Consider the following 21,580-nt stretch of genomic DNA (forward strand, 5'->3'; position numbering starts at 1 on the left):
CTGCACCCTAGTAGACTAGAGGTCAAAAGTCCCATACACATCCAGTTCCAATGATTACTCTCAGCTGTCGGGTGGCAGGCGAAGTTGATCGGCGTCGCGCTTCGTGGTCGACCGATTGATCGTAGCGTGGAAGTCGTCCGTCGTACCGCGCCTCCGTCGAGACATTATGCCGACCTTCTTGGGTTATTGTTGGGAAACGCGAGCGTTGCCACGGAAGTGTTGGCAGAAAGCGGCGGAATCGCCGAGGGCTCGTCCGGACGGGCTATTCCCGCATGGTGTGCTATCGCGGCCGCGTCCAGGCTGCGGTGCTTCGCGACGGTCTGCGGGTATCGGCCTGATGGCCAACGTGGGTCATCCTCGGAAACCATCCTGAATGACGATGCGCGGGGTCGGGCGGGGCGCGTACAAAAGAATGGTGGATACCGGCCGTTCGGTGGATGCCGACACCGTCGGGCTCGTCGGGGAGAAGGCCGTCGGCCTGGCCGGCGGTTCCGCTGTGGGCCGTGGTTCCCCTCCGGGGGAGCAGGTGCCTCCGCCCGGTCCACGGCGCGTCGTCGTCGTTGACGACGCGGACGGCGTGCGCGAACTATTGTGCCTGTTGCTGGAGACCGAACCCGACTTCGTGATCGTCGGCGCCGCGTCCAACGGCGCGGAGGCGATCGACGAGGTCGTCCGCACCGAGCCGGACCTCGTGCTGCTTGACCTGGCCATGCCGGTCCTCGACGGCATCGCCGCCCTGCCGCGGATCCGGCGGGTCGTGCCGCGGGCCACGGTGGTGATTTTCACGGGATTCTCTGAGGATGCGTTGCTCGACCAGGTGCTGGAACTCGGCGCGGACGCCCTGCTGGAGAAAGGGCTGGCCACCGGTCCGCTGGTGGAGCAGCTTCGACGGCTGTGCGCCGTCCACCGGACGATCTGAGCGATCTTGCGACTGGCAGAATTGTTCATTTTCTCCACTGGCATGATAGAGTTTTATGTTCGGTGGCTGTCATGGTTGCCGCATCGGTCGCATCGGCCATGATGGACGATCTCGGGGCTGGCTGTCCGGTTTGTTGCAGTTTGGAGCAGCATGGCGGGTCGAAGTAGGCCGGACAGTGCCCCGACTTGCCCATCGGCCGTACTTCTGTGGAAACATGGGCTCGTGACTACGTGCGCCCTCGCTGGTGGGGTGCCGGTTGGGCAGGCGTCGGGCCTTCCGGTCGATGCCTCCCGCCGGCGCCGGGCTGCGTCGTCCCCCGCGGTGCCGTGCCTGGTGATCGAGCCGATGCTCGTCGCCCGTCTGCACGTCGACCTGCTGCGGGTTTCCAGCGCCGGCTGTCGCCGCCCCCGCTGACGTCTCCGTTCGTGGCGCCCGCTGTCGGCGCCGCGACTTCCTCGCGCACCGAGAGATCTCATGACTTCTCCTGCTCGTCCTGCCCGGTCCGCGCGCCCGTCCCGACCCAAGGGAGCGGGCCAGTGGGCGTTGGGATATTCCGAGCCGCTCAACGCGAACGAGCGGATGAAGAAGGACCAAGGCGGCCTGGAGGTGCGGGACCGCATCCTCAACCTCTACCCGCGCACCGGTTTCGACGGGATCGATCCCCAGGACCTGCGGGGCCGGTTCCGGTGGTGGGGTCTGTACACCCAGCGCCGGCCGGGGATCAGTGGCGGGCGGACGGCGATCCTCGAACCCGAGGAACTGGACGACTCCTACTTCATGCAGCGCATCCGGCTCGACGGCGGCCGGATGACCTCGGATCAGCTCCGGGTGATCGCCGACGTCTCCACCTGCTACGGCCGGGACGTCGCTGATGTCACCGACCGGCAGAACATCCAACTCCACTGGATCCGGATCGAGGATGTGCCGGCGATCTGGGCGGCGCTGGAGAACGCCGGCATGACCACCGCCGAGGCCTGTGGCGACACCCCCCGGGTGATCCTCGGTTGCCCGCTCGCCGGGGTCGACGGTGACGAGATCATCGACGGGAGCGAGGCGATCGACGAGGTCGTCCGCCGGTTCGTCGGCGACCCCACGCTGGCCAACCTGCCCCGTAAGTTCAAAAGCGCCATCTCCGGCTGCGCCGACCACTGCACGTTGCACGAGATCAACGACATCGCGTTCGTCGGGGTCGTCCATCCGGAGCTGGGAGCCGGCTACGACCTGTGGGTCGGTGGCGGTCTGTCGACGAACCCACGGCTCGGCGTGCGGCTGGGCGCGTTCGTGCCGCCGGCGCGGGTTGCCGAGGTCTGGCACGGCGTCGTATCGCTGTTCCGAGACTACGGCTACCGACGGCTGCGCACCCGCGCCCGGTTGAAGTTCCTGGTCGCGGACATGGGCGCCGAATGGGTGCGCGCGACTCTGGAGAAGGAGTACCTGGCTTCGGCGCTGCCCGATGGCCCGCCGCCGGCCCCGCCGCGCAGCGAGGGGCGCGACCACATCGGGGTGCACCGCCAGCGCGACGGCCGCAACGCCGTGGGGTTCGCACCGCGGGCGGGTCGGCTCAGCGGGACCACGCTGAGCGCGGTGGCGGACCTCGCCGACCGGTTCGGGCAGGGCCGCATCCGCGCCACGACGACGCAGAAGCTCGTCATCCTCGATGTCGCCGACGCGGACGTCAACGCGCTGGAGGCCGAACTCGGTGCGCTCGACCTGGTGGTCCGCCCGAGCGTGTTCCGGCGCGGCACGATGGCCTGCACCGGTATCGAGTTCTGCAAACTGGCGATCGTCGAGACCAAGGGTCGGGCCCGCGACCTCATCGACGAGCTCGAACGCCGGCTGCCCGACTTCGACGAGCCGATCGGGATCAACGTCAACGGCTGCCCCAACGCCTGCGCCCGCTTTCAGGTCGCCGACATCGGGCTCAAGGGCTCCCTGGTACCGGACGACGCCACCGGTGAGATGGTCGAGGGCTTCCAGGTCCACCTCGGCGGGCACCTGGGCACCAGGTCGCGGCTGGGCCGCAAGTCGCGTGGTCTGAAGGTGACCGCCGACGGCCTCGTCGACTACGTCGTCGCGGTGCTGGAGACCTACCGGGCGGACCGGACCGCGGGGGAGAGCTTCGCGGACTGGGCGGAGCGGGCCGACGAGGCCCAACTGACGGCGCTCGGTGCCGCAGATGGCTAGCGGTGAGCGGGTGGTGCCCTTCTACTGCCCGTATTGCGGCGAGGAGGACATCGTCCCGGACACGCCGCCGGAGGGCTCCGGCGCGGGACATGGTCACGGGTACTGGGCGTGCCGGTCCTGCCTGCGGGGCTTCCGGCTGAGCCTGACGGCCCTCGCGGTCGCCTCGGGCGGGACCGCCGTCATCACGGGCGGGGCGTTCGGCGCGGCGGAAGAGCAGGCGGCACGGTGATCGGCAATGGACAGCACCCGGGCGGCTGCCCGGTGGACGACCGCGGCATCCGCCTGCGGCGTCGCCGGAGCCGGGTTGCGTGACGACGAGGAGACGAGCTGATGGATGCCGCGTTGCAGGCCCGGGCGCTGCGGGCCGGGGACGACCTCGAGGGCGCGCCGGCGGAGGAGATCCTGCGCTGGGCGGTCGGGGAATTCGGGACGAAGCTGGCGATCGCCGCCTCGATGGCTGAGGCGATCCTCGTGGACATGCTCGCCCGGATTCGGTCCGACGTCCCCGTGGTTTTCATCGACACCGGTTATCACTTCCCCGAGACCGTCGGTACCCGGGACGCGGTGGCCGGAACCTACGACCTGCCGATCATCAGCGCCCGTCCGCAGCTCACCGTCGTCGGCCAGGACGCCGTCTACGGCCAGGACCTCTACCGGACCGACCCGGACCTGTGCTGCCGGATGCGCAAGGTCGTTCCGCTGGATCGGGCCCTGGCGCCCTACCGTGCCTGGGCCGCGGGGTCGCGGCGGGCGGAGTCGCCCAGCCGGGCGAAGCTCCGGGTCGTCGACTGGGACGCCCGACGGGGCAAGGTGAAGATCCACCCGCTCGCGGCTTGGACCGACGAGGACGTCGAACGCTACGTGGCCGAGCACGGCGTCATCGTCAACCCGCTCCTCTCCGATGGTTACGACTCGGTCGGCTGCTGGCCGTGCACCCGGCGGGGCGCCGGCCGGGAGGGCCGGTGGGTCGGTTCGATCAAGACGGAGTGCGGCATCCACTGACCTCCTCGGGCCTGCCGGCTGCCGGTGTTCGAAGGCAACCGAGCAGGTACGGTGCACGCCGTGACGGACGGGCGAAGTGTGGGTGAGGTCTGGCTGGTCGGCGCGGGTCCGGGCGATCCCGGTCTGCTCACCGTTCGCGGCCGTGAGGTGCTGGCGAACGCGGACGTCGTGGTCACCGACCGGCTCGCCGCGGCCGTCCTCCTCGGCGCCGCCCCGGCCGGCGCCGAGATCATCCACGTGGGCAAGAGCCCGGCCGCCCCGTCGTGGACCCAGGAGGAGATCAACGCGGTCCTCGTCGACCGGGCGCGCGCCGGTGCGCGCGTCGTCCGCCTCAAGGGCGGCGATCCCTACATGCTCGGGCGAGGCAGCGAGGAGGCGCAGGCCTGCGCCGCGGCGGGGGTCGCGTGCACCGTCGTGCCCGGCGTCACCTCGGCGCTGGCCGTACCCGCCTGTGCCGGCATCCCGGTCACCCATCGTGGTCTCGCGCAGGAAGTTGCCATCGTCTCGGGGCACCTGCCACCCGGCCATCCGGAGTCGACGGTGGACTGGGCCGCTCTCGCGGCCTCCCGGGCGACCATCGTCATCCTGATGGGGGTGGCGCGTCTCATGGACATCGCCGACGCGCTGCTCACCGGCGGTCGCCCCGAGGCGACGCCGGTCGCGGTCATCGAGCGCGGGGCGACCCCGGCGCAGCGGGTCCTGCGGACCACCCTGGACGCGCTGGCGATCGACGCGATCGCGGCCGGTGTGCGGTCTCCCGCGGTGATCGTGGTCGGAGAGGTCGCGGCGCGCCGGGACGCGCTGGCCTTGGAGGCGGGGCCGCTCACCGGGATCCGGGTACTCGTGGCCCGTACCCGGCCGCGGCCGGGTCTGCTGGCTCGCCGGCTGCGGCAGCTGGGCGCGGATGCGGTCGAGACCGTCGTTGCCCGGCCCGCGCCGGTCGAGGACGCCGGTGCCGCGCTGGTGGCGGCGCTGCCGGGAGCGGGCGGCCTGCTGCTGGCCGATGCGGACGAGGTCGCCGCCGTGGTGACCCTGCTGCGTCGAGCCGGCACCGACGTGCGGGCGTTGGCCGGCCTGACTCTCGTCGCGGCCCGCGAGGACGCCGCGGAAGCGCTTGACGGCCTGGGCCTCGCCTCGGTGCCCGTCGCCGAGCTGTCCACGGATCCGCTGTCCGCGGATCCATCGTCGACCGGTCCCGCCGGTCCCGCCGGTCCGACCGGCTCGTCGCGGGTGCTGATCGCCGGCGCGGCGGACCCGCCGGACGCGGTGTGTTCCCTGCGCCGGGTGCCGCTGCTCACCGACGTGACCGCCGAGCCGGATCCCCGGATCGCCGAGGAGCTCCGGCATGGCGACTTCGACGTCGCGGTCTTCGCGTCGTCCACCGCCGCCCGCGGCACCGCCGAGATCTACGGACCTCTCCCGCCCGATCTGCTCATCGCGGCGATGGGTCGACGCAGCGCGCTGGCCTGCGCGGCGGCGGGCATGCGGGTGGACATCGTGCCCACCGAACCCGGGGTCCATCCGCTCGCGGCCGCCGTCGCGGACTTCGTCGTCACCAGCCGGTCCACCGGCTCGCCTGGGGGTTGATCTTCAGGGTGGCGGCATCGGCTTCGCGGACCAGGAGACGCAGGGTGTCGTCGAGTCGCGCGCGGACCGCGTCGACGACGCTCGCGTGCAGCCCGAGCGGCTCCGACAGCACCCATCGGGTCGTCGGGTGCCGGCACCGGGCGCCCTCCAGTGCCGCCGGGATGTCCCGGCGGGTGTGGTTGCCGTCGAACAGGAAGAACGGGTAGGCGACGATTTCGGTGCATCCCGCGTCGGCCAGCGTGGCGTACCCGGTGGCGATGTCGGGCTGGGCGATTTCAAGGAAGGCGGCTTCGACCGCCCCCCACGTCCATGGCGCGGCGGCATGGCCGGGATCGACCACATGGCCGGGATCGACCAGGAGCCGGTGGGCGAGTTCCCGAACCGTCGCGTTCGCCTCGTCCCGCCGGGATCCGTGACCGATCACCAGTAGACCGCGCATGTTCCCAGTGTGCGCCGCGGGTCCGCCGGTGCCCGGTCGGAAACGGCCACATCCGTCGGCCGCATCCGTCGGCCACGCCTGTCGGCCACGCCCGCCGGGCGCTCAGCCGCCGGTGCCGTCGTCGGAGCTGTGCCCCGGGAAGATCTTTGCCGACGGGTCCACCAGCGGCGCCGCGTTGTTGACCGCCGTCGCGGCCTCCCCGAAACCCGTCGCGATCAGGCGGACCTTCCCCGGGTACTCGGTGATGTCGCCGGCCGCGAAGATCCGCTCGACCCCGGTCGCCATCGTCGGGTCGACGACAATGTGCCGCTTGTCAATGGTCAGATTCCAGCGGGTCAGCGGTCCGAGGTCGGCGGTGAATCCGAGCGCGGCGACGACCGCCTGCGCGGGTCGGACATGTCGGTCGCCGGTGCGGGTCTGCACCAGTTCGACCTTCTCGATCCACTCCTCACCGTGGACCATGGCGACCTCGGTGAAGGTCAGGATCTCGACGGAGGACGCCTCGACCCGCTCGACTGTGGACATATGCGCCCGGAACCGGTCCCGCCGGTGCACGAGGGTGACCGAGCGGGCGATCGGCTCCAGGGCCAGCGCCCAGTCGAAGGCGCTGTCCCCGCCGCCGACCACGATGACGTCCTGGCCGGTGTGGACGTCGAGCTTGGGCACGAAGTAGACCAGGCCGCGGCCCAGATGCGCGGTGCCGGTGGGCAGCGGGCGGGGGGCGAAGGTGCCGAGACCGCCGGTGATGACGACGACCTTGGCGCGTACCCGAAGGCCCTGGCTGCTGGTCACCACCACGGCGTCCGGCTTGTGGGCCAGCTCGGCGGCCTGCTGGCCCAGCAGGTAGGTGGGGGAGAACTGGTTCGCCTGGATCAACAGGGCGTCGATCAGTTCCCGCCCCCGGACGGCCGGCAGACCCGCGATGTCGTAGATCACCTTCTCCGGGTACATCGCGGTGACCTGACCGCCGGCCTCGGGCAACGAGTCCATGAGCGCGACCGACATGCCGCGGAATCCGGCGTAGTAGGCGCCGTAGAGACCGGCCGGACCGGCGCCTACGATCAGCATGTCGACGTCGGTGTCGACCGGGGACGTCCCCGACCGCACGGCGCCGGTGACGCTCGCTCCGGCCGCGGGGTCGGTCTCCGTGACCGCGTTCGCGGGCTGGTGCGCATCGGCGGACTGCGTGACCACGGGTGACTCCCTAGGCTTGGCGGCCGACCGGCGCTGTCGGGGCAGCCGGTCGGTAGCAGTGGATGTTCCCTCCCTCATCCTGCCGGAGACACACCTCACCCGCCTTCATCCGCGGAATGGTGAGTCGTCGACCACCTGTGGTTGTTGTCGACCACCTGCGGTCTCCTCGGATACGGCTGGCGGGAACGATCGGATCCGCCGCGTCGGCTGGCGGACAACGCTCGACATCGATTTACTCGAGAGGGTTAGCGTGACTTCCGCGCCGTTGCGGATGCCCGTAGGGACTGGGCGACGACGGACTGTGGCGTGATGATGGGTTCATCTCCCTGCACGGGGAGACAATTGCGGCACCGGTGACGGCTCCCAGGCCGGAACGGTACCTGGGCCGCGGCCGGAGGTATAACACGGGCGGGAGAACAGTGACGGAACGATCGGCGCGTCGGGTTTCGCCTATCGGCGGATATCCGGCCGAGGCGCCGCATCCCGATGATCCGACCACGATCGGTGTTTACCAGGTCGTCGGTCGGCTGGGCGCGGGTGGGATGGGAACGGTGTTCCTCGCCCAGGACGCGGCCGAGAAGTTCGTTGCGATCAAGGTGATCAGGTCGGACCTCGCCGCCGACCCGGAATTCCGGGCACGTTTCCGGGACGAGGTGGCGGCCGCTCGGCGGGTCGCGCCCTTCTGCACCGCCCAGGTACTCGACGCCGATCCCGACGCGCGTCGTCCTTATCTGGTCACGGAGTACATCGACGGCGTCCGGCTTGATCAGGCCGTCACCGAGTCCGGTCCGCTGCCGCTGTCGACACTGCAGGGCGTGGCGGTCGGCGTGGCGTCCGCGCTCACCGCCATCCACCGGGCCGGCATCGTGCACAGGGATCTCAAACCGAGCAACGTCATGCTGTCGTACTCCGGCCCCCGGGTCATCGACTTCGGGATCGCCCGCACGCTCGACATGACGAAGGGCCGCACCCAGACGGGTCTGGTCCTCGGCTCGGTCGGCTGGATGGCGCCCGAGCAGATGGAGGGCGCTGCGCTCGGTCCGGCGGTCGACGTCTTCGCCTGGGGACTGCTGATCGGCTACGCGGCCACCGGCGGTCACCCCTACGGCCACGGCACCTACCTGGAGATGTCGGAGAAGATCCTGACGGGTCAGCCGGACCTGCGGGCCATGCCGCCGGATCTCACGCCGATCGTCCGGTCCGCGCTCGCCCGCGACCCCCGGGACCGGCCCTCCACCGAGAACCTGCTGCTCACCCTACTCGGCGAACGCGGCCGGGCCGGTGACGCGCGGGACGCCGCGACCGCACTGCTCGACGGGACCTGGCCACGGGGGCGCAGTACCGCCGGGGCTGGGGCGGCCGCGCTCGCCGGGGGTGCCGGGGCCGGTTGGCCGGATCCGACCCACGTTGCGACCCCGTATGAACAGCGGCGCTGGTGGGAGAATGAGCCCCGGCCCCTCGGCGGCGACCGTTGGTGGAACGACTCGGCCCGCGACAGGCCCCCGCCGGCCGGTCCGCCTGTGCCGCCACCCGCGCTGGCACCGCCACCGGCCGCCGACCGTGCCGCGGGCCCGCGGCACGGGGTGCCGCGGGCCCGTCGACGGCGCCGCGGCGGATTCGTCCAGTACGACGATGAGGCCGACGGGAACGGCCACCGATCGGGTTTCGACAATTCCGGCGAGGGGGGCCATCCGCCGCCGGCGCCGGACGCCCGCCCGAGGCACGGCGGCCAGCCCCGGGTGGATTCTCCGCACGCCGGTCAGCCCTACCCGGACCAGGCCCACGCGGGTCGGCCCTACGCCGGTCGGCCCTACGCCGGTCAGCCCTACGCCGGCCGTGCCGCGGAGGCGGCACCGTCTCCCCAGGCGCCGGCCCGGCCCCGCCCCGTGGCCCAGCAGCGGCCCCCGTCGGCGCCCGCGGGTCCCGCGCCTGCCCCGGCCCCGCGGGTGGCCGAGGCGCGGCCGGCGCCGCGCGGACGCGCGCCGGCTCCCTACGCCGAATCGGTGCCGCGACCGCGTCCCCGGCGTCGGTTCCGGCTGCGGATCCCTTTCAAGCGCACGATCCTGTTCGTTCTTGTCGTCCTGCTGCTGCTCTCCGCGGCGGACCAGATCGCCTTGATGGTCGACGAACAGCGCCAGCGGTTGTGGAACAAGGTCGTCACGTCCGTCAAGGATGACACCCATGACCAGCTCGACAGCCTGTGGAACCGGGTGAGGGACACGTTCGGCGGCTCCTCGGGCGGGTCGTCGAACGGGTGACCGGCAGGCGTAAACCCCTGCCCGGATAGGTACACCGTTGTCATGGCCAGTTTCTCGAACAAGATCACGGACTTCCTACACAGCCCGAAGACCAAGGAGATGGTCAACAAGGCCAAGGCCGCGGCCAACCGGCCGGAGAACCGGGCCAAGATCAAGCAGCTCCAGGCGAAGCTCACCAGCCGCGGCCACGGTCACCACGACGCCGGTCCCGCCAGCCCGGCCGGCTCCTCGACAGCCGGCTACACTGACGCCACCCGTGGTGGCTCCAGCCCGGTGGACCCGAGGACGCGATCCGGACACTGACCGTTCATCCCCCGCGTCGCGCGGAAGGCTCCGACGGCTACCCTGGGAGGATCGCCGAAGGTGATTCGACGGAGACCCCGAACGGCGCCCGATGCCAGGGGTCCCCGCGTCGCGCGGAAGGCTCCGACGGCTACCCTGGGAGGATCGCCGAAGGTGATTCGACGGAGACCCCGAACGGCGCCCGATGCCAGGGGTCCCCGCGTCGCGCGGAAGGCTCCGACGGCTACCCTGGGAGGATCGCCGAAGGTGATTCGACGGAGACCCCGAACGGCGCCCGATGCCAGGGGTCCCCGCGTCGCGCCGAAGGCGCTACGCGGGGAGGGCCGTATGGATGTCGATGGTGAGATTCCGGTGGGTCGGGGTGGTGGCGAGATCCGGTCTGTGCTGGACCGGGCCGCAGCCGGCGGGCGTATCTCCGCGGAGGAGGCGCTGCTCCTCTATACGAGGGCGCCGCTGCACGCGCTCGGCGGCGCGGCGGACACGGTCCGTCGGCGCCGTTTCCCCGATGGCATCGCGACGTACATCATCGACCGGAACATCAACTACACGAATGTCTGCGTGACCGCCTGCCGGTTTTGCGCCTTCTACCGCGCTCCGAAGCATGCCGAGGGCTGGGTCCGCGACGTCGAGGACATCGTCGCCAAGTGCGGGGAGGCGGTCGAGCTCGGCGCCACGCAGATCATGCTGCAGGGCGGGCACCATCCCGACTTCGGCATCGAGTGGTATGAGCGTACCTTTGCCGCCATCAAGAAGGCATATCCCCAGTTGGCGCTGCACTCGCTGGGCGCCAGCGAGGTTGTGCACATCGCCCGGACGTCCGATCTGACTTTTCCCGAGGTCATTACCCGGCTGCGGGACGCGGGCCTGGACAGCTTCGCGGGCGCGGGAGCGGAGATTCTCACCGAACGGCCCCGGCAGGCGATCGCTCCGCTGAAGGAGCCCGGTCACGTCTGGCTGTCCGTGATGGAGACCGCCCACAACCTCGGCCTGGAATCCACCGCCACCTTCATGATGGGCACGGGGGAGACGAACGCCGAGCGCATCGAACACCTGACGATGATCCGGGACGTCCAGGACCGGACCGGCGGGTTCCGTTCGTTCATCCCCTGGACCTACCAGCCGGAGAACAATCATCTCGGCGGGCGCACCCAGGCGACGACCCTGGAGTACCTCCGCCTCGTCGCGGTCGCGCGGCTGTTCTTCGACAACATCACGCACCTGCAGGGCTCCTGGCTGACCACCGGCAAGGAGATCGGCCAGCTCACCCTGCACATGGGCGCCGACGACCTCGGCTCGGTGATGCTGGAGGAGAACGTCGTCTCCTCCGCCGGGGCGCGCCACCGCACCAACCGGTCGGAGCTGATCTCCCTGATCCGTGCTGCCGGCCGCATCCCCGCTCAGCGCGACACCCGCTACCAGCACCTCGTCGTGCACCGCGACCCGGCGCAGGACCCGGTTGACGACCGGGTGGCCTCGCACTTCTCCTCCACCGCGCTACCGCTCATCTCCGCGTAGCCGGGCGCACCATACAGTGACCGGGTGAGTGACCCCTCCGGATTCGCGGTCCCGTCCCCGACCGGGCCGAAGATCGAACTCCACGTCCATCTGGAGGGCACGGTCCGTCCCGCCACCCTGCTGGAGATGGCGCGCCGCAACTCCGAGGCGCTGCCTGCCCGCACGGTCGAGGGCCTCGCGGACCTCTACCGCTTCCGCGACTTCGACCACTTCCTGAAGGCCTGGATCCTCACCACCCACGTGATGCGGACGGAGGCCGACTTCCGCCAGGTGGTCGTCGACTACGCCGCCGAGGCGGCCCGGGCGGGCGCCGTCTACCTGGAGGGCATCTTCTCGCCCTGGTTCCGGGTCCATCGGGGGGTCCGCGTCGAGGAGATCTTCCACGGCTACGCCGACGGGGCGATCGAGGCCCGGGAACGCTATGGCGTCGAGGTGCGCCTCACCCCGGACATCGAGCGGGTGCTGCCGGTCGAGGCCGCGATGGAGGTGGCGCGGTGGGCGGTGCGGTTCGCCGATCGCGGTGTCGTCGGCATTGGGCTCGGCGGACCGGAGGTCGGTCATCCCCCCGAGCCGTTCGCGCCGGCGTTCGCACTGGCCGCCGACGGCGGGCTCGCCGCGGTCCCGCACGCGGGGGAGACGGCGGGCCCGGTGTCCGTACGGGGCGCGCTCGACGCGCTGGGAGCCAGGCGGATCCGGCATGGGATCCGGGCCGCCGAGGACCCCGAGCTGATGCGACGGCTGGTCGATCAGGGGATCGTGCTGGACGTCTGCCCGGTGTCCAACCTGCGGACTCGGTCGGTGGCATCCCTCGACGACCACCCCTTGGCGGCGTTGCTGCGGGCCGGGGTCGCGTGCTCGCTTGCCACCGACGATCCCGCTATGTTCGGCACCGATCTGGAGACGGAGCACGCGGTCGCGGCAGGGCTCGGTGCCCGGGCCCGCGACCTGTACACCGCCGGGGTCGCGGGCGCGCTGTGCGACGAGCCGACCCGCACGCGGCTGCGGCGGATCGGCGAGAGCACCGACTGGGACACCGTCGAGAGGGCCGCCCGCGACGCCTCGGCGGCGGCCTCGGCGCGGTTCGGCGGCGGGGAAGGGGCATGGTGAGCGGGGAAGGGGCATGGTGAGCAGAGCGGGACTCGACAAACGTCCGCGGGACGTCGCGTCGATGTTCGACGGGGTGGCCAACCGGTACGACCTGACCAACACCGTGCTCACCGGCGGGCTCGACCGGACCTGGCGGCGCGCCGCGGCGGGCGCGCTGGACCTGCGGCCGGGGCTTCGGGTCCTCGACCTCGCCGCCGGGACGGCGACCTCGTCACGAGCCTTCGCTCTCGCCGGGACCGATGTGGTGGCCTGTGACTTCTCCCTGGGGATGCTGCGGGCCGGGCAGCGTCGGCTGGCGTCGCGGCCGTTGCCGGGGGAGGCTGGGCGGATCCTGCTGACCGCCGGGGACGGGCTGCGGCTGCCGTTCCGGGACGAGACCTTTGACCGGACGACGATCTCGTTCGGTCTGCGCAACGTCGCCGACACGTTCGGCTGCCTCACCGAGCTGCGTCGGGTGACCCGTCCGGGCGGGATGCTCGTGGTGTGCGAGTTCAGCCGCCCGGTCTGGGCGCTCTGGCGGACGGTCTACGTCGAGTACCTGATGCGGGCCTTGCCGGCCGTGGCCCGCGCGGTGAGCAACAGCCCGGACTCGTATGTCTATCTCGCCGAGTCGATCCGGGCCTGGCCCGCCCAGGCGGAGCTGGCTGGCCTGCTGCGGGAGGCGGGCTGGTCCCGGGTCGGCTGGCGCAACCTCACCGGCGGCGTGGTGGCGTTGCACCGGGGTCACGCCCCGGACTGACGGTCCTGGACCGGTCATGGTGCTGGACCGGTTATGGTGCTGGACCGGCCGGCGCCACGGCAGGCGGGGTGGGCTCAGCCGGGAACATGCGAGTCGAACCAGGTCAGCATGCGTGACCAGGCGTCCTTCGCCGACGGGCCGTGGTAGGCGCCGGCGCGGGCGTCGTTGTGGAAGCCGTGCCCGGCCTGTGGGTAACGGACGATCTCGGCGGGCACGGACGCCTTCCGTGTCGCCGCCCGCAGGTCCTCCACCTCCGAAGCGAGGATGCTCGGATCCTGGTCGCCGTACAGGCCGAGCCACGGTGCCTGCAGGCGGTCGGCGAGATCCAGCTGGGCGGGTTCCCCGAAGCGGCGCATGGTGATCCCGCCACCGTAGAAGGTGCTCGCGGCGCCGAACGGCCGGGCCACCGCAGCCTGGAAGGCGATGCTCCCGCCGACGCAGAAGCCCACGACGGCGCAGCGGTCGATGGCGGTGCCCTCCTCGGCGAGGATGGCCAGCGCGGCGTCGATGTCGGCGAGAAGGTCGGTGCCGTTGAGCTCATCGAGGATCTTCACCGCGGAGGCGAGGTCGTCGTAGTCGAAGACGGGCGAGCCCGCGCGGTGGAACAGGTCGGGGGCGATGGCCCGCCAGCCCGCGCGCGCGAACCTCGAGCAGACATCGGTGATGTGCTCGGTGAGGCCGAACGCCTCGTGGAGGACGACGACGCCGCCGCGTGCGGGACCATCGGGTTCGGTGAGCGTGGCCGGGGCGGGCCCGTCGGGGGTGGGGATGACGACGGTCTCTGCGGTGGTCATCGCGTTCTCTCGTTCCCAGTCCGTGCTGCTTTGGGTGACGGTGTTCGGGTGACGGCGTTCGGGTGATGATGCGTCCGTGTCGTCGGGACACCGGCGGCGACCGCGGACGAGCCACCGCGTTTCGGGTGACCTGTGGAGGGACTACCCCGCACGGGCGCTGATCCCACCCCGGGGGCGAATATGGGCCACCGGCGGGCGGTGGGGCCCGGCTTCGTGGTTTCTCCGTTGCGCTTCACGCTCCGGGCGAGTGTTGCGGACCGACACCAGGCGGGTGAGCTGGCCTGATCCAGGCTGATCGGGCGAAGATTTTACCCGCCGCTCACGATGGCGATCGGCGGCCGAGCCCCGGCGGCGGGCGTCCGGCGCCGCGAACTATCGCTCACGGTAACGATAGGGTGTACGAAATCAACCCGTCCGTTCTTCGCAGCATCCTGGTTGGTGCGATTGACCTGTGCAAGGCCTACACTCGCCGGGAACGCTCGTGAAGAATTTCACGAGCACACAGGTGGAGGGCCCCCGGTGGGGCGCCCCCGGGACGAGTGGTCTAGCAGATCCGGAGCAATTCGTGACCATGGCGACGACAAGGGCTGATGGTGCGGCCGGCCGGTCGAAGGCCGACGCCGACGTCATCGTGGTCGGCGCGGGTCCGGGTGGCTCCTCGGCCGCCTACCATCTCGCCAGCGCCGGGCTCGACGTGCTCCTGCTGGAGAAGACGACCTTCCCCCGCGAGAAGGTCTGTGGCGACGGGCTGACCCCGCGGGCCGTCCGCAGCCTCGTGGACATGGGTGTCGACACCTCGCCCGTGGCCGGATGGGCCCGTAACCGGGGGCTTCGCATCATTGGCGGCGGCGTCCGCCTGGAGTTGCCCTGGCCGGAGCTGGCGAGCTGGCCCGACTACGGCCTGGTCCGTCCGCGGCTTGACTTCGACGATCTGCTGGCCCGCCACGCGGTGAAGGTTGGTGCCCGGCTGCACGAGGGGACCGCCGTGACCGGTCCGCTGCTCGACGAGCGCACCGGACGGGTCGTCGGCGTGCACGCCAGGACCGGCACTGACCGGGCACCTGTGACGTTCCGGGCGCCATTGGTCGTCGCGGCGGACGGTAACAGCGCCCGCATCGCGCTCGCCCTCGGTATCCGCCGCCGGGAGGACCGGCCGCTCGGGGTCGCGGTCCGCCGCTACTACCGCAGCCCCCGCACGCACGACGACTTCCTCGAGTCCCATCTGGAACTGTGGGAGGGCAGGCCGCGCGAGAGCCGACTGCTGCCCGGCTACGGCTGGATCTTCGGGGTCGGTAACGGCACGAGCAACGTGGGCCTCGGCCTGCTGAACACCACGGACGCCTTCCAGAACACCGACTACCGGGACCTGTTGCGCCGCTGGCTCGCCGCATTGCCGCCGGAGTGGGGATACACCGAGGACAACGCCATCGGCCCGGTGCGTGGCAGCGCCCTGCCGATGGGCTTCAACCGGACCCCCCATTACCGCGACGGCGTGCTGCTGGTCGGTGACGCGGGCGGGATGGTGAATCCCTTCAACGGCGAGGGCATCGCCTACGCGCTCGAATCCGGTCGGTACGCCGCCGAGATCGCCGTGCAGGCCCTCGCCCGCCCGGATGGTCCGGCGCGGGAGCGGGCACTCGGCCAGTACCCGGAACTCATGCGGGCCCGGTACGGGGGCTATTACACCCTGGGCCGGTTCTTCGTCCAGCTCATCGGCAATCCGACGATTATGGCGTTCGGTACCCGCTACGGGTTGCCGAGACCGGTCCTCATGCGTTTCGTTCTCAAGATCATGGCAAATCTCACCGACCCCCGGGGAGGGGATGCGATGGACCGGCTGATCAACGCGATGACCCGGCTCGCTCCCGCGGCCTGACGTGTCCGAAATGGCCACTGGTTCCGCGGACCGAGTCCGGACCGTTCGCGGTCCGTTCACCGGCGAGCCGTTTCACCCCAACGTCCGGTAACAAACTCTCGAAGGAGAGGAGTTCGGCATGCTCTCGAACTATGTGCCGATCCTCGTTCTGCTCGTGATCGCGGCCCTGTTCGCGGTCGGTTCGGTCGCGGCCGGTGCGCTGATCGGCCCGCGCCGGTTCAACCGTGCGAAGATCGACGCATACGAGTGCGGGATCGAACCCTCCCCGGCCCCGGCCGGACCGCAGCGTTTCCCGGTGAAGTACTACAACACCGCGATGCTCTTCATCGTCTTCGACATCGAGATTATCTTCCTCTTCCCCTGGGCGGTCGCCTTCGACAGTCTGGCGGTATTCGGTCTCGGCGCGATGGCGTTGTTCATGGCGACCATTTTCGTCGCGTACGCCTACGAGTGGCGGCGTGGAGGTCTGGAATGGGACTAGAGGAGAAGCTGCCGGGCGGTGTGCTTCTCGCCAGCGTCGAGAAGCTCGCCAACTGGTCACGGCGCTCGTCGCTGTGGCCGGCGACCTTCGGGTTGGCCTGCTGCGCGATCGAGATGATGTCGACGGGAGCCGGCCGCTACGACCTGTCCCGATTCGGCATGGAGGTCTTCCGGGCCAGCCCGCGCCAGGCCGATCTCATGATCGTTGCCGGCCGGGTGAGTCAGAAGATGGCGCCGGTGCTGCGGCAGATCTACGACCAGATGCCCGAGCCCAAGTGGGTGCTGTCGATGGGTGTCTGCGCCAGCAGCGGCGGCATGTTCAACAACTACGCGATCGTGCAGGGTGTGGACCACATCGTCCCGGTCGACATGTACCTCCCCGGCTGCCCACCGCGGCCGGAGATGCTCATGGATGCCATCATCAAGCTGCACGAGAAGATCCTCGCCGGCCCGATCTCTGGCCGGATCGAGCACACGAAGATCGGCTCCTCGCCGTATCCGAAACCCATCGAGGTGGCCACCGCCCGGGCCGGTCTGCCGGAGGGCGCGTTCGACACCCGGACCCTCTCGGTGAACGACCGCAAGCGCTTCTCGATCCCGGCCGGGGCGCCGGCGCCGACGGGTGGCGGGGCGGTCGAACCCGCCCTGGACACCCGCCGCCCCGCCGCCCTCGCGCCGCCGTCGGTGTTCGGGCGCGCCAAGCGGATACCGGTCGACCCCAAGCCGAGTGACGAGGCCCGGGCGCACGGGCCCGGTCCAACCACCGAGAGCATCGGTGATGTCGACGGCCCGGATCGGGGGATCTAGGCAGTGAGCGACGAGAGCACAGCCTCCGCCGACCTGATACCGGGCGCCGCCGGCGTGCCCGGCGGTCCGGGTGGGCAGCGCCGGGACGCGTTCGGCGCCGGTGACAGCGGTGACACCTCCGGGTTCGGCGGGCTCGTCACGCCCGTTCCGATCCTGAGCTCCACCGCCCGCCCGTTCGGTGACGCCGACGCCGACGCCGTCTACGACGCGCTCGAACGTGCCTTCCCCCAGCTCGGCGACGCCGTCGAACGGGTGGTGGTGGACCGCGGGGAGCTGACCGTCCACGTGCGCCGGGAGAGCCTCGTCGCCGTCGGGCAAACCCTGCGCGACGACCCCGACCTGCGGTTCGAGCTGCTGTCCTCGCTGTCCGGCGTGGACTACCCGGACGACGTCACCGGCCGTCGCCTGCACTCGGTGGCCCACCTGACCTCGATGACGCACCGTCGCCGGGTCCGGGTCGAGGTGTCCGTCACCGACGCCGATCCCACCGTGCCGAGCCTGACCTCGGTGTGGCCCACCGCGGACTGGCACGAGCGCGAGACCTACGACATGTTCGGCATCGTCTACACGGGTCATCCGGGCCTGACCCGGATCATGATGCCGGACGACTGGATCGGGCACCCGCAGCGCAAGGACTACCCGCTGGGGGGCATCCCCGTCGACTACAAGGGTGCCACGATCCCGCCGCCAGACGAGCGCCGGAGCTACTCGTGACCCCGCGTCCGGCCCCGGCCGGCCGGCGGCACCGCCAAGGCGATATCCCACGAGGCGACATCCCACGAGGCGACATCCGAGGTTCGCTATGACGACCAACACGTCGACTTCCTCCACCACGGACGATCTGACCACCGGGGCTCCCAACGGCACCGGGGCCCCCGACGGCGCGAACGGCGTCGGGGGCCCGACCGGGACCGTCGGCGGACCCGGGGAGCATCCGGCCTACGAGGCCGGCTTCACCGAGTCGGCGAACGGGCGGGTCTACACCGTCACCGGCAGCGACTGGGAGCAGATCCTCGGCGTCGGCGAGGAGGAGAACGAGCGGATCGTCGTCAACATGGGGCCGCAGCACCCGTCGACCCACGGGGTGCTCCGCCTGGTCCTGGAGATCGAGGGCGAGACGGTCACCGAGACCCGCCTCGTCATCGGCTACCTGCACACCGGCATCGAGAAGAGCTGTGAGTACCGCACCTGGACTCAGGCGGTCACCTTCCTCACCCGGGCGGACTACCTCTCGCCGCTGTTCAACGAGGCGGCCTACTGCCTGTCGGTGGAGAGGCTGCTGGGCATCACCGAGCAGGTACCCGAGCGGGCCACGGTGATCCGGGTGATGGTGATGGAGCTCCAGCGGATCGCCTCGCACCTGGTGTGGCTCGCGACCGGCGGCATGGAGCTCGGCGCCACCACCGCCATGATCTTCGGTTTCCGGGAGCGGGAGAAGGTCCTCGACCTGCTCGAGCTCATCACCGGGCTGCGGATGAACCACGCCTACATCCGGCCCGGGGGCCTCGCCCAGGATCTCCCCGACGGCGCCGAGCGGGCCATCCGGGCGTTCCTCGCGGACATGCCGAAGCGGATCAGGGAGTATCACGCGCTGCTCACCGGCCAGCCAGTCTGGAAGGCCCGGATGGTCGACGTCAACGTTCTCGACGCGGCCGGCTGCATCGCGCTGGGGACCACGGGCCCGGTGTTGCGCGCCGCGGGCCTGCCGTGGGACCTGCGCAAGACCATGCCCTACTGCGGCTACGAAACCTACGAGTTCGACGTGCCGACCGCGCTGGAGGGCGACTCCTTCGCCCGCTACCTGGTGCGGCTGGAGGAGATGGGCGAGTCACTCAAGATCGTTGATCAGTGTCTGGACCGGCTGCGTCCCGGCCCGGTCATGGTCGCCGACAAGAAGATCGCCTGGCCGTCCCAGCTTTCTGTCGGGTCCGACGGGACGGGCAACTCACTCGCGTACATCCGGAAGATCATGGGGACCTCGATGGAGGCCCTGATCCATCACTTCAAGCTGGTGACCGAGGGATTCCGCGTCCCGGCCGGTCAGGTCTACACCCAGATCGAGTCGCCGCGCGGAGAGCTCGGCTACCACGTGGTCAGCGACGGCGGCACGAGACCCTTCCGCGTCCACGTGCGGGATCCAAGCTTCGTCAACCTGCAGGCCGTCCCGGCGCTGACCGAGGGCGGCCAGGTGGCGGACGTGATCGTCGGGGTCGCCTCAGTCGACCCGGTGCTCGGGGGAGTTGATCGTTGATGGCGTTCTCGCCGGAGACCCATGCGGCCGCGCAGGAGATCATCGCCAGGTACCCAGCCGGCCGATCCCGTTCGGCCCTGCTCCCGCTGCTGCACCTGGTACAGGCCGAGCAGGGATGCGTGACCGCGCAGGGCGTCGCGTTCTGCGCGGACGTGCTGGGCATCACCCGGGCCGAGGTCGGCGCGGTGGCGACCTTCTACACGATGTACAAGCGGCATCCGGTCGGGGACTACCTCGTCTCGGTCTGCACGAACCTGTCGTGCGCGCTGCTCGGTGGCGAGGACGTCTACGAGCGGGTCTCGAAGCTCCTCGGGGTCGGCCATGACGAGACGACGCCGGACGGGTCGATCACCCTCGAGCACGCCGAGTGCCTCGCGGCCTGCGACTACGCACCGGTCATGACGGTGAACTACGAGTTCTACGACCAGGTCGACCCCGACTCCGCCCAGGCGATCGTCGAGGACCTGCGAGCGGGGCGGCGGCCGGCGCCGACCCGCGGCGGTCCGCTGTGCTCGTTCGCCGAGGTCTCCCGCCAGCTCGCCGGGTTCGGCGATCCGAGACCGGAGGGCGTCGCGGGCCCGGGGGTCGGCGAGCCGTCGGTCGTGGGTCTCCTCGTGGCCGAGGCGGCCGGCTGGAGCGCCGAGCAGGCGCCCGCGCCGCTGGTCACCCACGGCGTGGTGGCCGACGCGGCGGCGCCGCGGCCCGCCGCCCCACCGCCTGCCGGGCCGCCGCCCGCGGTGGTTCCAGCGCCGACGACCCCGGCCTCCTCGGAACGGAAGGGGAGCTGACAATGCCCGTCACCCCGGTCCTCACCCGGCGCTGGAACACGCCGGAGTCGTGGACGATCGAGACCTACACCCGCCTCGACGGCTACACCGCGCTGCGCACCGCCTTCGCGATGGCCCCGGACGACCTCATCAAGCTGGTGAAGGACTCCGGGCTGCGGGGGCGCGGCGGCGCCGGCTTCCCCACCGGGATGAAGTGGGGCTTCATCCCGCAGGGCGACGGCAGGCCGCACTACCTCGTCATCAACGCCGACGAGGGGGAGCCGGGCACCTGCAAGGACGCGCCGCTGATGATGGCGGACCCGCACTCGCTCATCGAGGGGATCATCATCGCGGCCTACGCGGTGCGGGCCGGCCGGGCGTTCGTCTACCTGCGCGGCGAACTGATCCACGCGGCCCGTCGGCTGCAGGCCGCCGTGGCCGAGGCCTACCGGGCCGGCTACCTCGGCCGGGACATCCTCGGCAGCGGCTTCGACCTCGACCTCGTCGTGCACTCCGGCGCGGGCGCCTACATCTGCGGCGAGGAGACAGCCCTGCTCGACTCCCTGGAGGGCCGTCGCGGCCAGCCGCGGCTGCGCCCGCCGTTCCCCGCGACGCACGGCCTGTACGCCTCCCCGACGGTGGTCAACAACGTCGAGACGATCGCGTCGGTGCCGTACATCGTGAACTACGGCGTGGACTGGTTCCGGTCAATGGGCCGGGAGCGCTCGCCGGGGCCGAAGATCTACAGCCTGTCCGGGCACGTGACCCGGCCCGGCCAGTACGAGGCCCCGATGGGCACCACGCTGCGGGAGCTGCTCGACTTGGCCGGCGGCGTGCGGGGCGGTCACGGGCTCAAGGCGTGGACCCCGGGCGGGTCGTCCACTCCGATGCTGACCGCCGAGCACCTCGACGCGCCGCTCGACTTCGAGGGCATGCAGGAGGCCGGGTCGCTGCTTGGCACGGCCGCACTCATGATCATGGATGACACGGTCGACATGCTCAAGGTCGTCCGCCGGCTCACCCAGTTCTACGCGCACGAGTCGTGCGGCAAGTGCACTCCGTGCCGCGAGGGCACCACCTGGATGGTGCAGATCCTGTCCCGGATGGAACGGGGCCAAGGCGACGCCGAGGACGTGGACACCCTCGTCGACGCCTGCGACAACATCTTCGGCCGGGCATTCTGCGCGCTGGCCGACGGGGCCACCTCCCCGATCGTCTCGGGGATCAAGTACTTCCGGGACGAGTTCATCCCGGTGAGTGCGGTGACCACGAAGCCGAACCCCACCCCGGGAGACGCCACGGCCGGCGACGGCTCGCCCGCGTCCGCCCCGGGTGCCTACGCGGGAGCGCACTGACCA

The 21,580-nt window shown here is 70.9% G+C and carries 21 protein-coding genes; 18 read left to right on the forward strand and 3 right to left on the reverse strand.

What is annotated here, in order from left to right; translation table 11 throughout:
• Nucleotides 1–433: 433 nt before the first annotated feature.
• From FRANCCI3_RS02610 to cobA, 6 genes are all read left to right on the forward strand, one after another.
• Nucleotides 434–919 carry a response regulator gene (locus FRANCCI3_RS02610; protein WP_035729690.1) on the forward strand — a complete coding sequence of 162 codons (486 nt, stop codon included), beginning with the start codon at nt 434–436 and terminating at the stop codon, nt 917–919.
• Between the two features lie 222 nt (nt 920–1,141).
• Entirely contained in the window at nt 1,142–1,333 is a 192-nt protein-coding gene (locus tag FRANCCI3_RS02615) for a putative leader peptide (RefSeq protein WP_035729528.1), read from the forward strand.
• Between the two features lie 60 nt (nt 1,334–1,393).
• Nucleotides 1,394–3,103, forward strand: a complete 1,710-nt coding sequence (locus tag FRANCCI3_RS02620) for a nitrite/sulfite reductase (RefSeq protein ID WP_011434985.1) — start codon at nt 1,394–1,396, stop codon at nt 3,101–3,103.
• A complete protein-coding gene (locus FRANCCI3_RS02625; protein ID WP_011434986.1) occupies nt 3,096–3,332 on the forward strand; it encodes a hypothetical protein in 237 nt (78 codons plus the stop codon). The genes FRANCCI3_RS02620 and FRANCCI3_RS02625 overlap by 8 nt, the downstream gene beginning before the upstream one ends.
• 101 nt (nt 3,333–3,433) lie before the next feature.
• A complete protein-coding gene (locus tag FRANCCI3_RS02630; protein ID WP_011434987.1) occupies nt 3,434–4,105 on the forward strand; it encodes a phosphoadenylyl-sulfate reductase in 672 nt (223 codons plus the stop codon).
• A 60-nt stretch (nt 4,106–4,165) separates the two neighbouring features.
• Nucleotides 4,166–5,692, forward strand: coding sequence for a uroporphyrinogen-III C-methyltransferase (gene cobA, locus FRANCCI3_RS02635; RefSeq protein ID WP_011434988.1), 1,527 nt, complete (start codon nt 4,166–4,168; stop codon nt 5,690–5,692).
• Here cobA and FRANCCI3_RS02640 read toward each other — a convergent pair.
• Together FRANCCI3_RS02640 and FRANCCI3_RS02645 are read right to left on the reverse strand one after the other, a co-directional pair.
• The gene (locus FRANCCI3_RS02640; protein WP_011434989.1) at nt 5,658–6,131 is read right to left on the reverse strand and encodes a sirohydrochlorin chelatase; all 474 of its coding nucleotides are present in this window, start codon (nt 6,129–6,131) and stop codon (nt 5,658–5,660) included. The genes cobA and FRANCCI3_RS02640 overlap by 35 nt on opposite strands.
• Nucleotides 6,132–6,233: 102 nt before the next feature.
• On the reverse strand, nt 6,234–7,199 hold the full coding sequence (locus FRANCCI3_RS02645) for an NAD(P)/FAD-dependent oxidoreductase (RefSeq protein ID WP_011434990.1): 966 nt from the start codon (nt 7,197–7,199) through the stop codon (nt 6,234–6,236).
• Between the two features lie 545 nt (nt 7,200–7,744).
• Here FRANCCI3_RS02645 and FRANCCI3_RS02650 point away from each other — a divergent pair.
• From FRANCCI3_RS02650 to FRANCCI3_RS02670, 5 genes are all read left to right on the forward strand, one after another.
• Complete coding sequence (locus FRANCCI3_RS02650) at nt 7,745–9,583, forward strand: serine/threonine-protein kinase (protein ID WP_011434991.1); 1,839 nt, start codon at nt 7,745–7,747, stop codon at nt 9,581–9,583.
• A 42-nt stretch (nt 9,584–9,625) separates the two neighbouring features.
• Complete coding sequence (locus FRANCCI3_RS02655) at nt 9,626–9,886, forward strand: hypothetical protein (protein WP_011434992.1); 261 nt, start codon at nt 9,626–9,628, stop codon at nt 9,884–9,886.
• Between the two features lie 327 nt (nt 9,887–10,213).
• Nucleotides 10,214–11,401, forward strand: coding sequence for a cyclic dehypoxanthinyl futalosine synthase (gene mqnC / locus FRANCCI3_RS02660; protein WP_011434993.1), 1,188 nt, complete (start codon nt 10,214–10,216; stop codon nt 11,399–11,401).
• A gap of 24 nt (nt 11,402–11,425) precedes the next feature.
• Nucleotides 11,426–12,508 carry an adenosine deaminase gene (gene add, locus FRANCCI3_RS02665; protein WP_011434994.1) on the forward strand — a complete coding sequence of 361 codons (1,083 nt, stop codon included), beginning with the start codon at nt 11,426–11,428 and terminating at the stop codon, nt 12,506–12,508.
• A gap of 13 nt (nt 12,509–12,521) precedes the next feature.
• Nucleotides 12,522–13,247 carry a demethylmenaquinone methyltransferase gene (locus FRANCCI3_RS02670; RefSeq protein WP_011434995.1) on the forward strand — a complete coding sequence of 242 codons (726 nt, stop codon included), beginning with the start codon at nt 12,522–12,524 and terminating at the stop codon, nt 13,245–13,247.
• A 74-nt stretch (nt 13,248–13,321) separates the two neighbouring features.
• On the opposite strand, the gene FRANCCI3_RS02675 is transcribed toward FRANCCI3_RS02670, so the two are convergent.
• Nucleotides 13,322–14,041, reverse strand: coding sequence for a dienelactone hydrolase family protein (locus FRANCCI3_RS02675; protein WP_011434996.1), 720 nt, complete (start codon nt 14,039–14,041; stop codon nt 13,322–13,324).
• A gap of 571 nt (nt 14,042–14,612) precedes the next feature.
• Here FRANCCI3_RS02675 and FRANCCI3_RS02680 point away from each other — a divergent pair.
• The 7 genes from FRANCCI3_RS02680 (at nt 14,613) to nuoF (ending at nt 21,577) form a co-directional block, all read left to right on the forward strand.
• The gene (locus FRANCCI3_RS02680; protein ID WP_011434997.1) at nt 14,613–15,917 is read left to right on the forward strand and encodes a geranylgeranyl reductase family protein; all 1,305 of its coding nucleotides are present in this window, start codon (nt 14,613–14,615) and stop codon (nt 15,915–15,917) included.
• Nucleotides 15,918–16,035: 118 nt separating this feature from the next.
• Nucleotides 16,036–16,398, forward strand: a complete 363-nt coding sequence (locus FRANCCI3_RS02685) for an NADH-quinone oxidoreductase subunit A (protein WP_011434998.1) — start codon at nt 16,036–16,038, stop codon at nt 16,396–16,398.
• Nucleotides 16,389–17,204: a NuoB/complex I 20 kDa subunit family protein gene (locus FRANCCI3_RS28910; protein WP_011434999.1), complete on the forward strand. Its 816-nt coding sequence runs from the start codon at nt 16,389–16,391 to the stop codon at nt 17,202–17,204. Before FRANCCI3_RS02685 ends, FRANCCI3_RS28910 begins: the two co-directional genes overlap by 10 nt.
• 3 nt (nt 17,205–17,207) lie before the next feature.
• Nucleotides 17,208–17,918: an NADH-quinone oxidoreductase subunit C gene (locus FRANCCI3_RS02695; RefSeq protein WP_011435000.1), complete on the forward strand. Its 711-nt coding sequence runs from the start codon at nt 17,208–17,210 to the stop codon at nt 17,916–17,918.
• Between the two features lie 88 nt (nt 17,919–18,006).
• Entirely contained in the window at nt 18,007–19,455 is a 1,449-nt protein-coding gene (locus FRANCCI3_RS02700; protein ID WP_011435001.1) for an NADH-quinone oxidoreductase subunit D, read from the forward strand.
• Nucleotides 19,455–20,243 (forward strand): NADH-quinone oxidoreductase subunit NuoE, encoded by a 789-nt coding sequence (nuoE, locus tag FRANCCI3_RS02705; RefSeq protein WP_011435002.1) that lies wholly within the window; start codon nt 19,455–19,457, stop codon nt 20,241–20,243. The genes FRANCCI3_RS02700 and nuoE overlap by 1 nt, the downstream gene beginning before the upstream one ends.
• A gap of 2 nt (nt 20,244–20,245) precedes the next feature.
• A complete protein-coding gene (gene nuoF / locus FRANCCI3_RS02710) occupies nt 20,246–21,577 on the forward strand; it encodes an NADH-quinone oxidoreductase subunit NuoF (RefSeq protein ID WP_011435003.1) in 1,332 nt (443 codons plus the stop codon).
• The last annotated feature ends 3 nt before the right edge of the window (nt 21,578–21,580 follow it).

This window comes from Frankia casuarinae (assembly GCF_000013345.1).
Taxonomy (GTDB): Bacteria; Actinomycetota; Actinomycetes; order Frankiales; family Frankiaceae; genus Frankia; species Frankia casuarinae.

Bases quoted from the DNA above. Each gene is read 5' to 3' on its own strand.
- FRANCCI3_RS02680 (WP_011434997.1), top strand. From the start codon at position 14,613: ATGGCGACGACAAGGGCTGATGGTGCGGCCGGCCGGTCGAAGGCCGAC.
- FRANCCI3_RS02645 (WP_011434990.1), bottom strand. From the start codon at position 7,199: ATGCTGATCGTAGGCGCCGGTCCGGCCGGTCTCTACGGCGCCTACTAC.
- FRANCCI3_RS02685 (WP_011434998.1), top strand. From the start codon at position 16,036: ATGCTCTCGAACTATGTGCCGATCCTCGTTCTGCTCGTGATCGCGGCC.
- FRANCCI3_RS02640 (WP_011434989.1), bottom strand. From the start codon at position 6,131: ATGCGCGGTCTACTGGTGATCGGTCACGGATCCCGGCGGGACGAGGCG.
- nuoF (WP_011435003.1), top strand. From the start codon at position 20,246: ATGCCCGTCACCCCGGTCCTCACCCGGCGCTGGAACACGCCGGAGTCG.
- FRANCCI3_RS02670 (WP_011434995.1), top strand. From the start codon at position 12,522: ATGGTGAGCAGAGCGGGACTCGACAAACGTCCGCGGGACGTCGCGTCG.
- FRANCCI3_RS02625 (WP_011434986.1), top strand. From the start codon at position 3,096: ATGGCTAGCGGTGAGCGGGTGGTGCCCTTCTACTGCCCGTATTGCGGC.
- nuoE (WP_011435002.1), top strand. From the start codon at position 19,455: ATGGCGTTCTCGCCGGAGACCCATGCGGCCGCGCAGGAGATCATCGCC.
- FRANCCI3_RS02700 (WP_011435001.1), top strand. From the start codon at position 18,007: ATGACGACCAACACGTCGACTTCCTCCACCACGGACGATCTGACCACC.
- FRANCCI3_RS02620 (WP_011434985.1), top strand. From the start codon at position 1,394: ATGACTTCTCCTGCTCGTCCTGCCCGGTCCGCGCGCCCGTCCCGACCC.
- FRANCCI3_RS02655 (WP_011434992.1), top strand. From the start codon at position 9,626: ATGGCCAGTTTCTCGAACAAGATCACGGACTTCCTACACAGCCCGAAG.
- mqnC (WP_011434993.1), top strand. From the start codon at position 10,214: ATGGATGTCGATGGTGAGATTCCGGTGGGTCGGGGTGGTGGCGAGATC.
- FRANCCI3_RS02675 (WP_011434996.1), bottom strand. From the start codon at position 14,041: ATGACCACCGCAGAGACCGTCGTCATCCCCACCCCCGACGGGCCCGCC.
- FRANCCI3_RS02630 (WP_011434987.1), top strand. From the start codon at position 3,434: ATGGATGCCGCGTTGCAGGCCCGGGCGCTGCGGGCCGGGGACGACCTC.
- FRANCCI3_RS28910 (WP_011434999.1), top strand. From the start codon at position 16,389: ATGGGACTAGAGGAGAAGCTGCCGGGCGGTGTGCTTCTCGCCAGCGTC.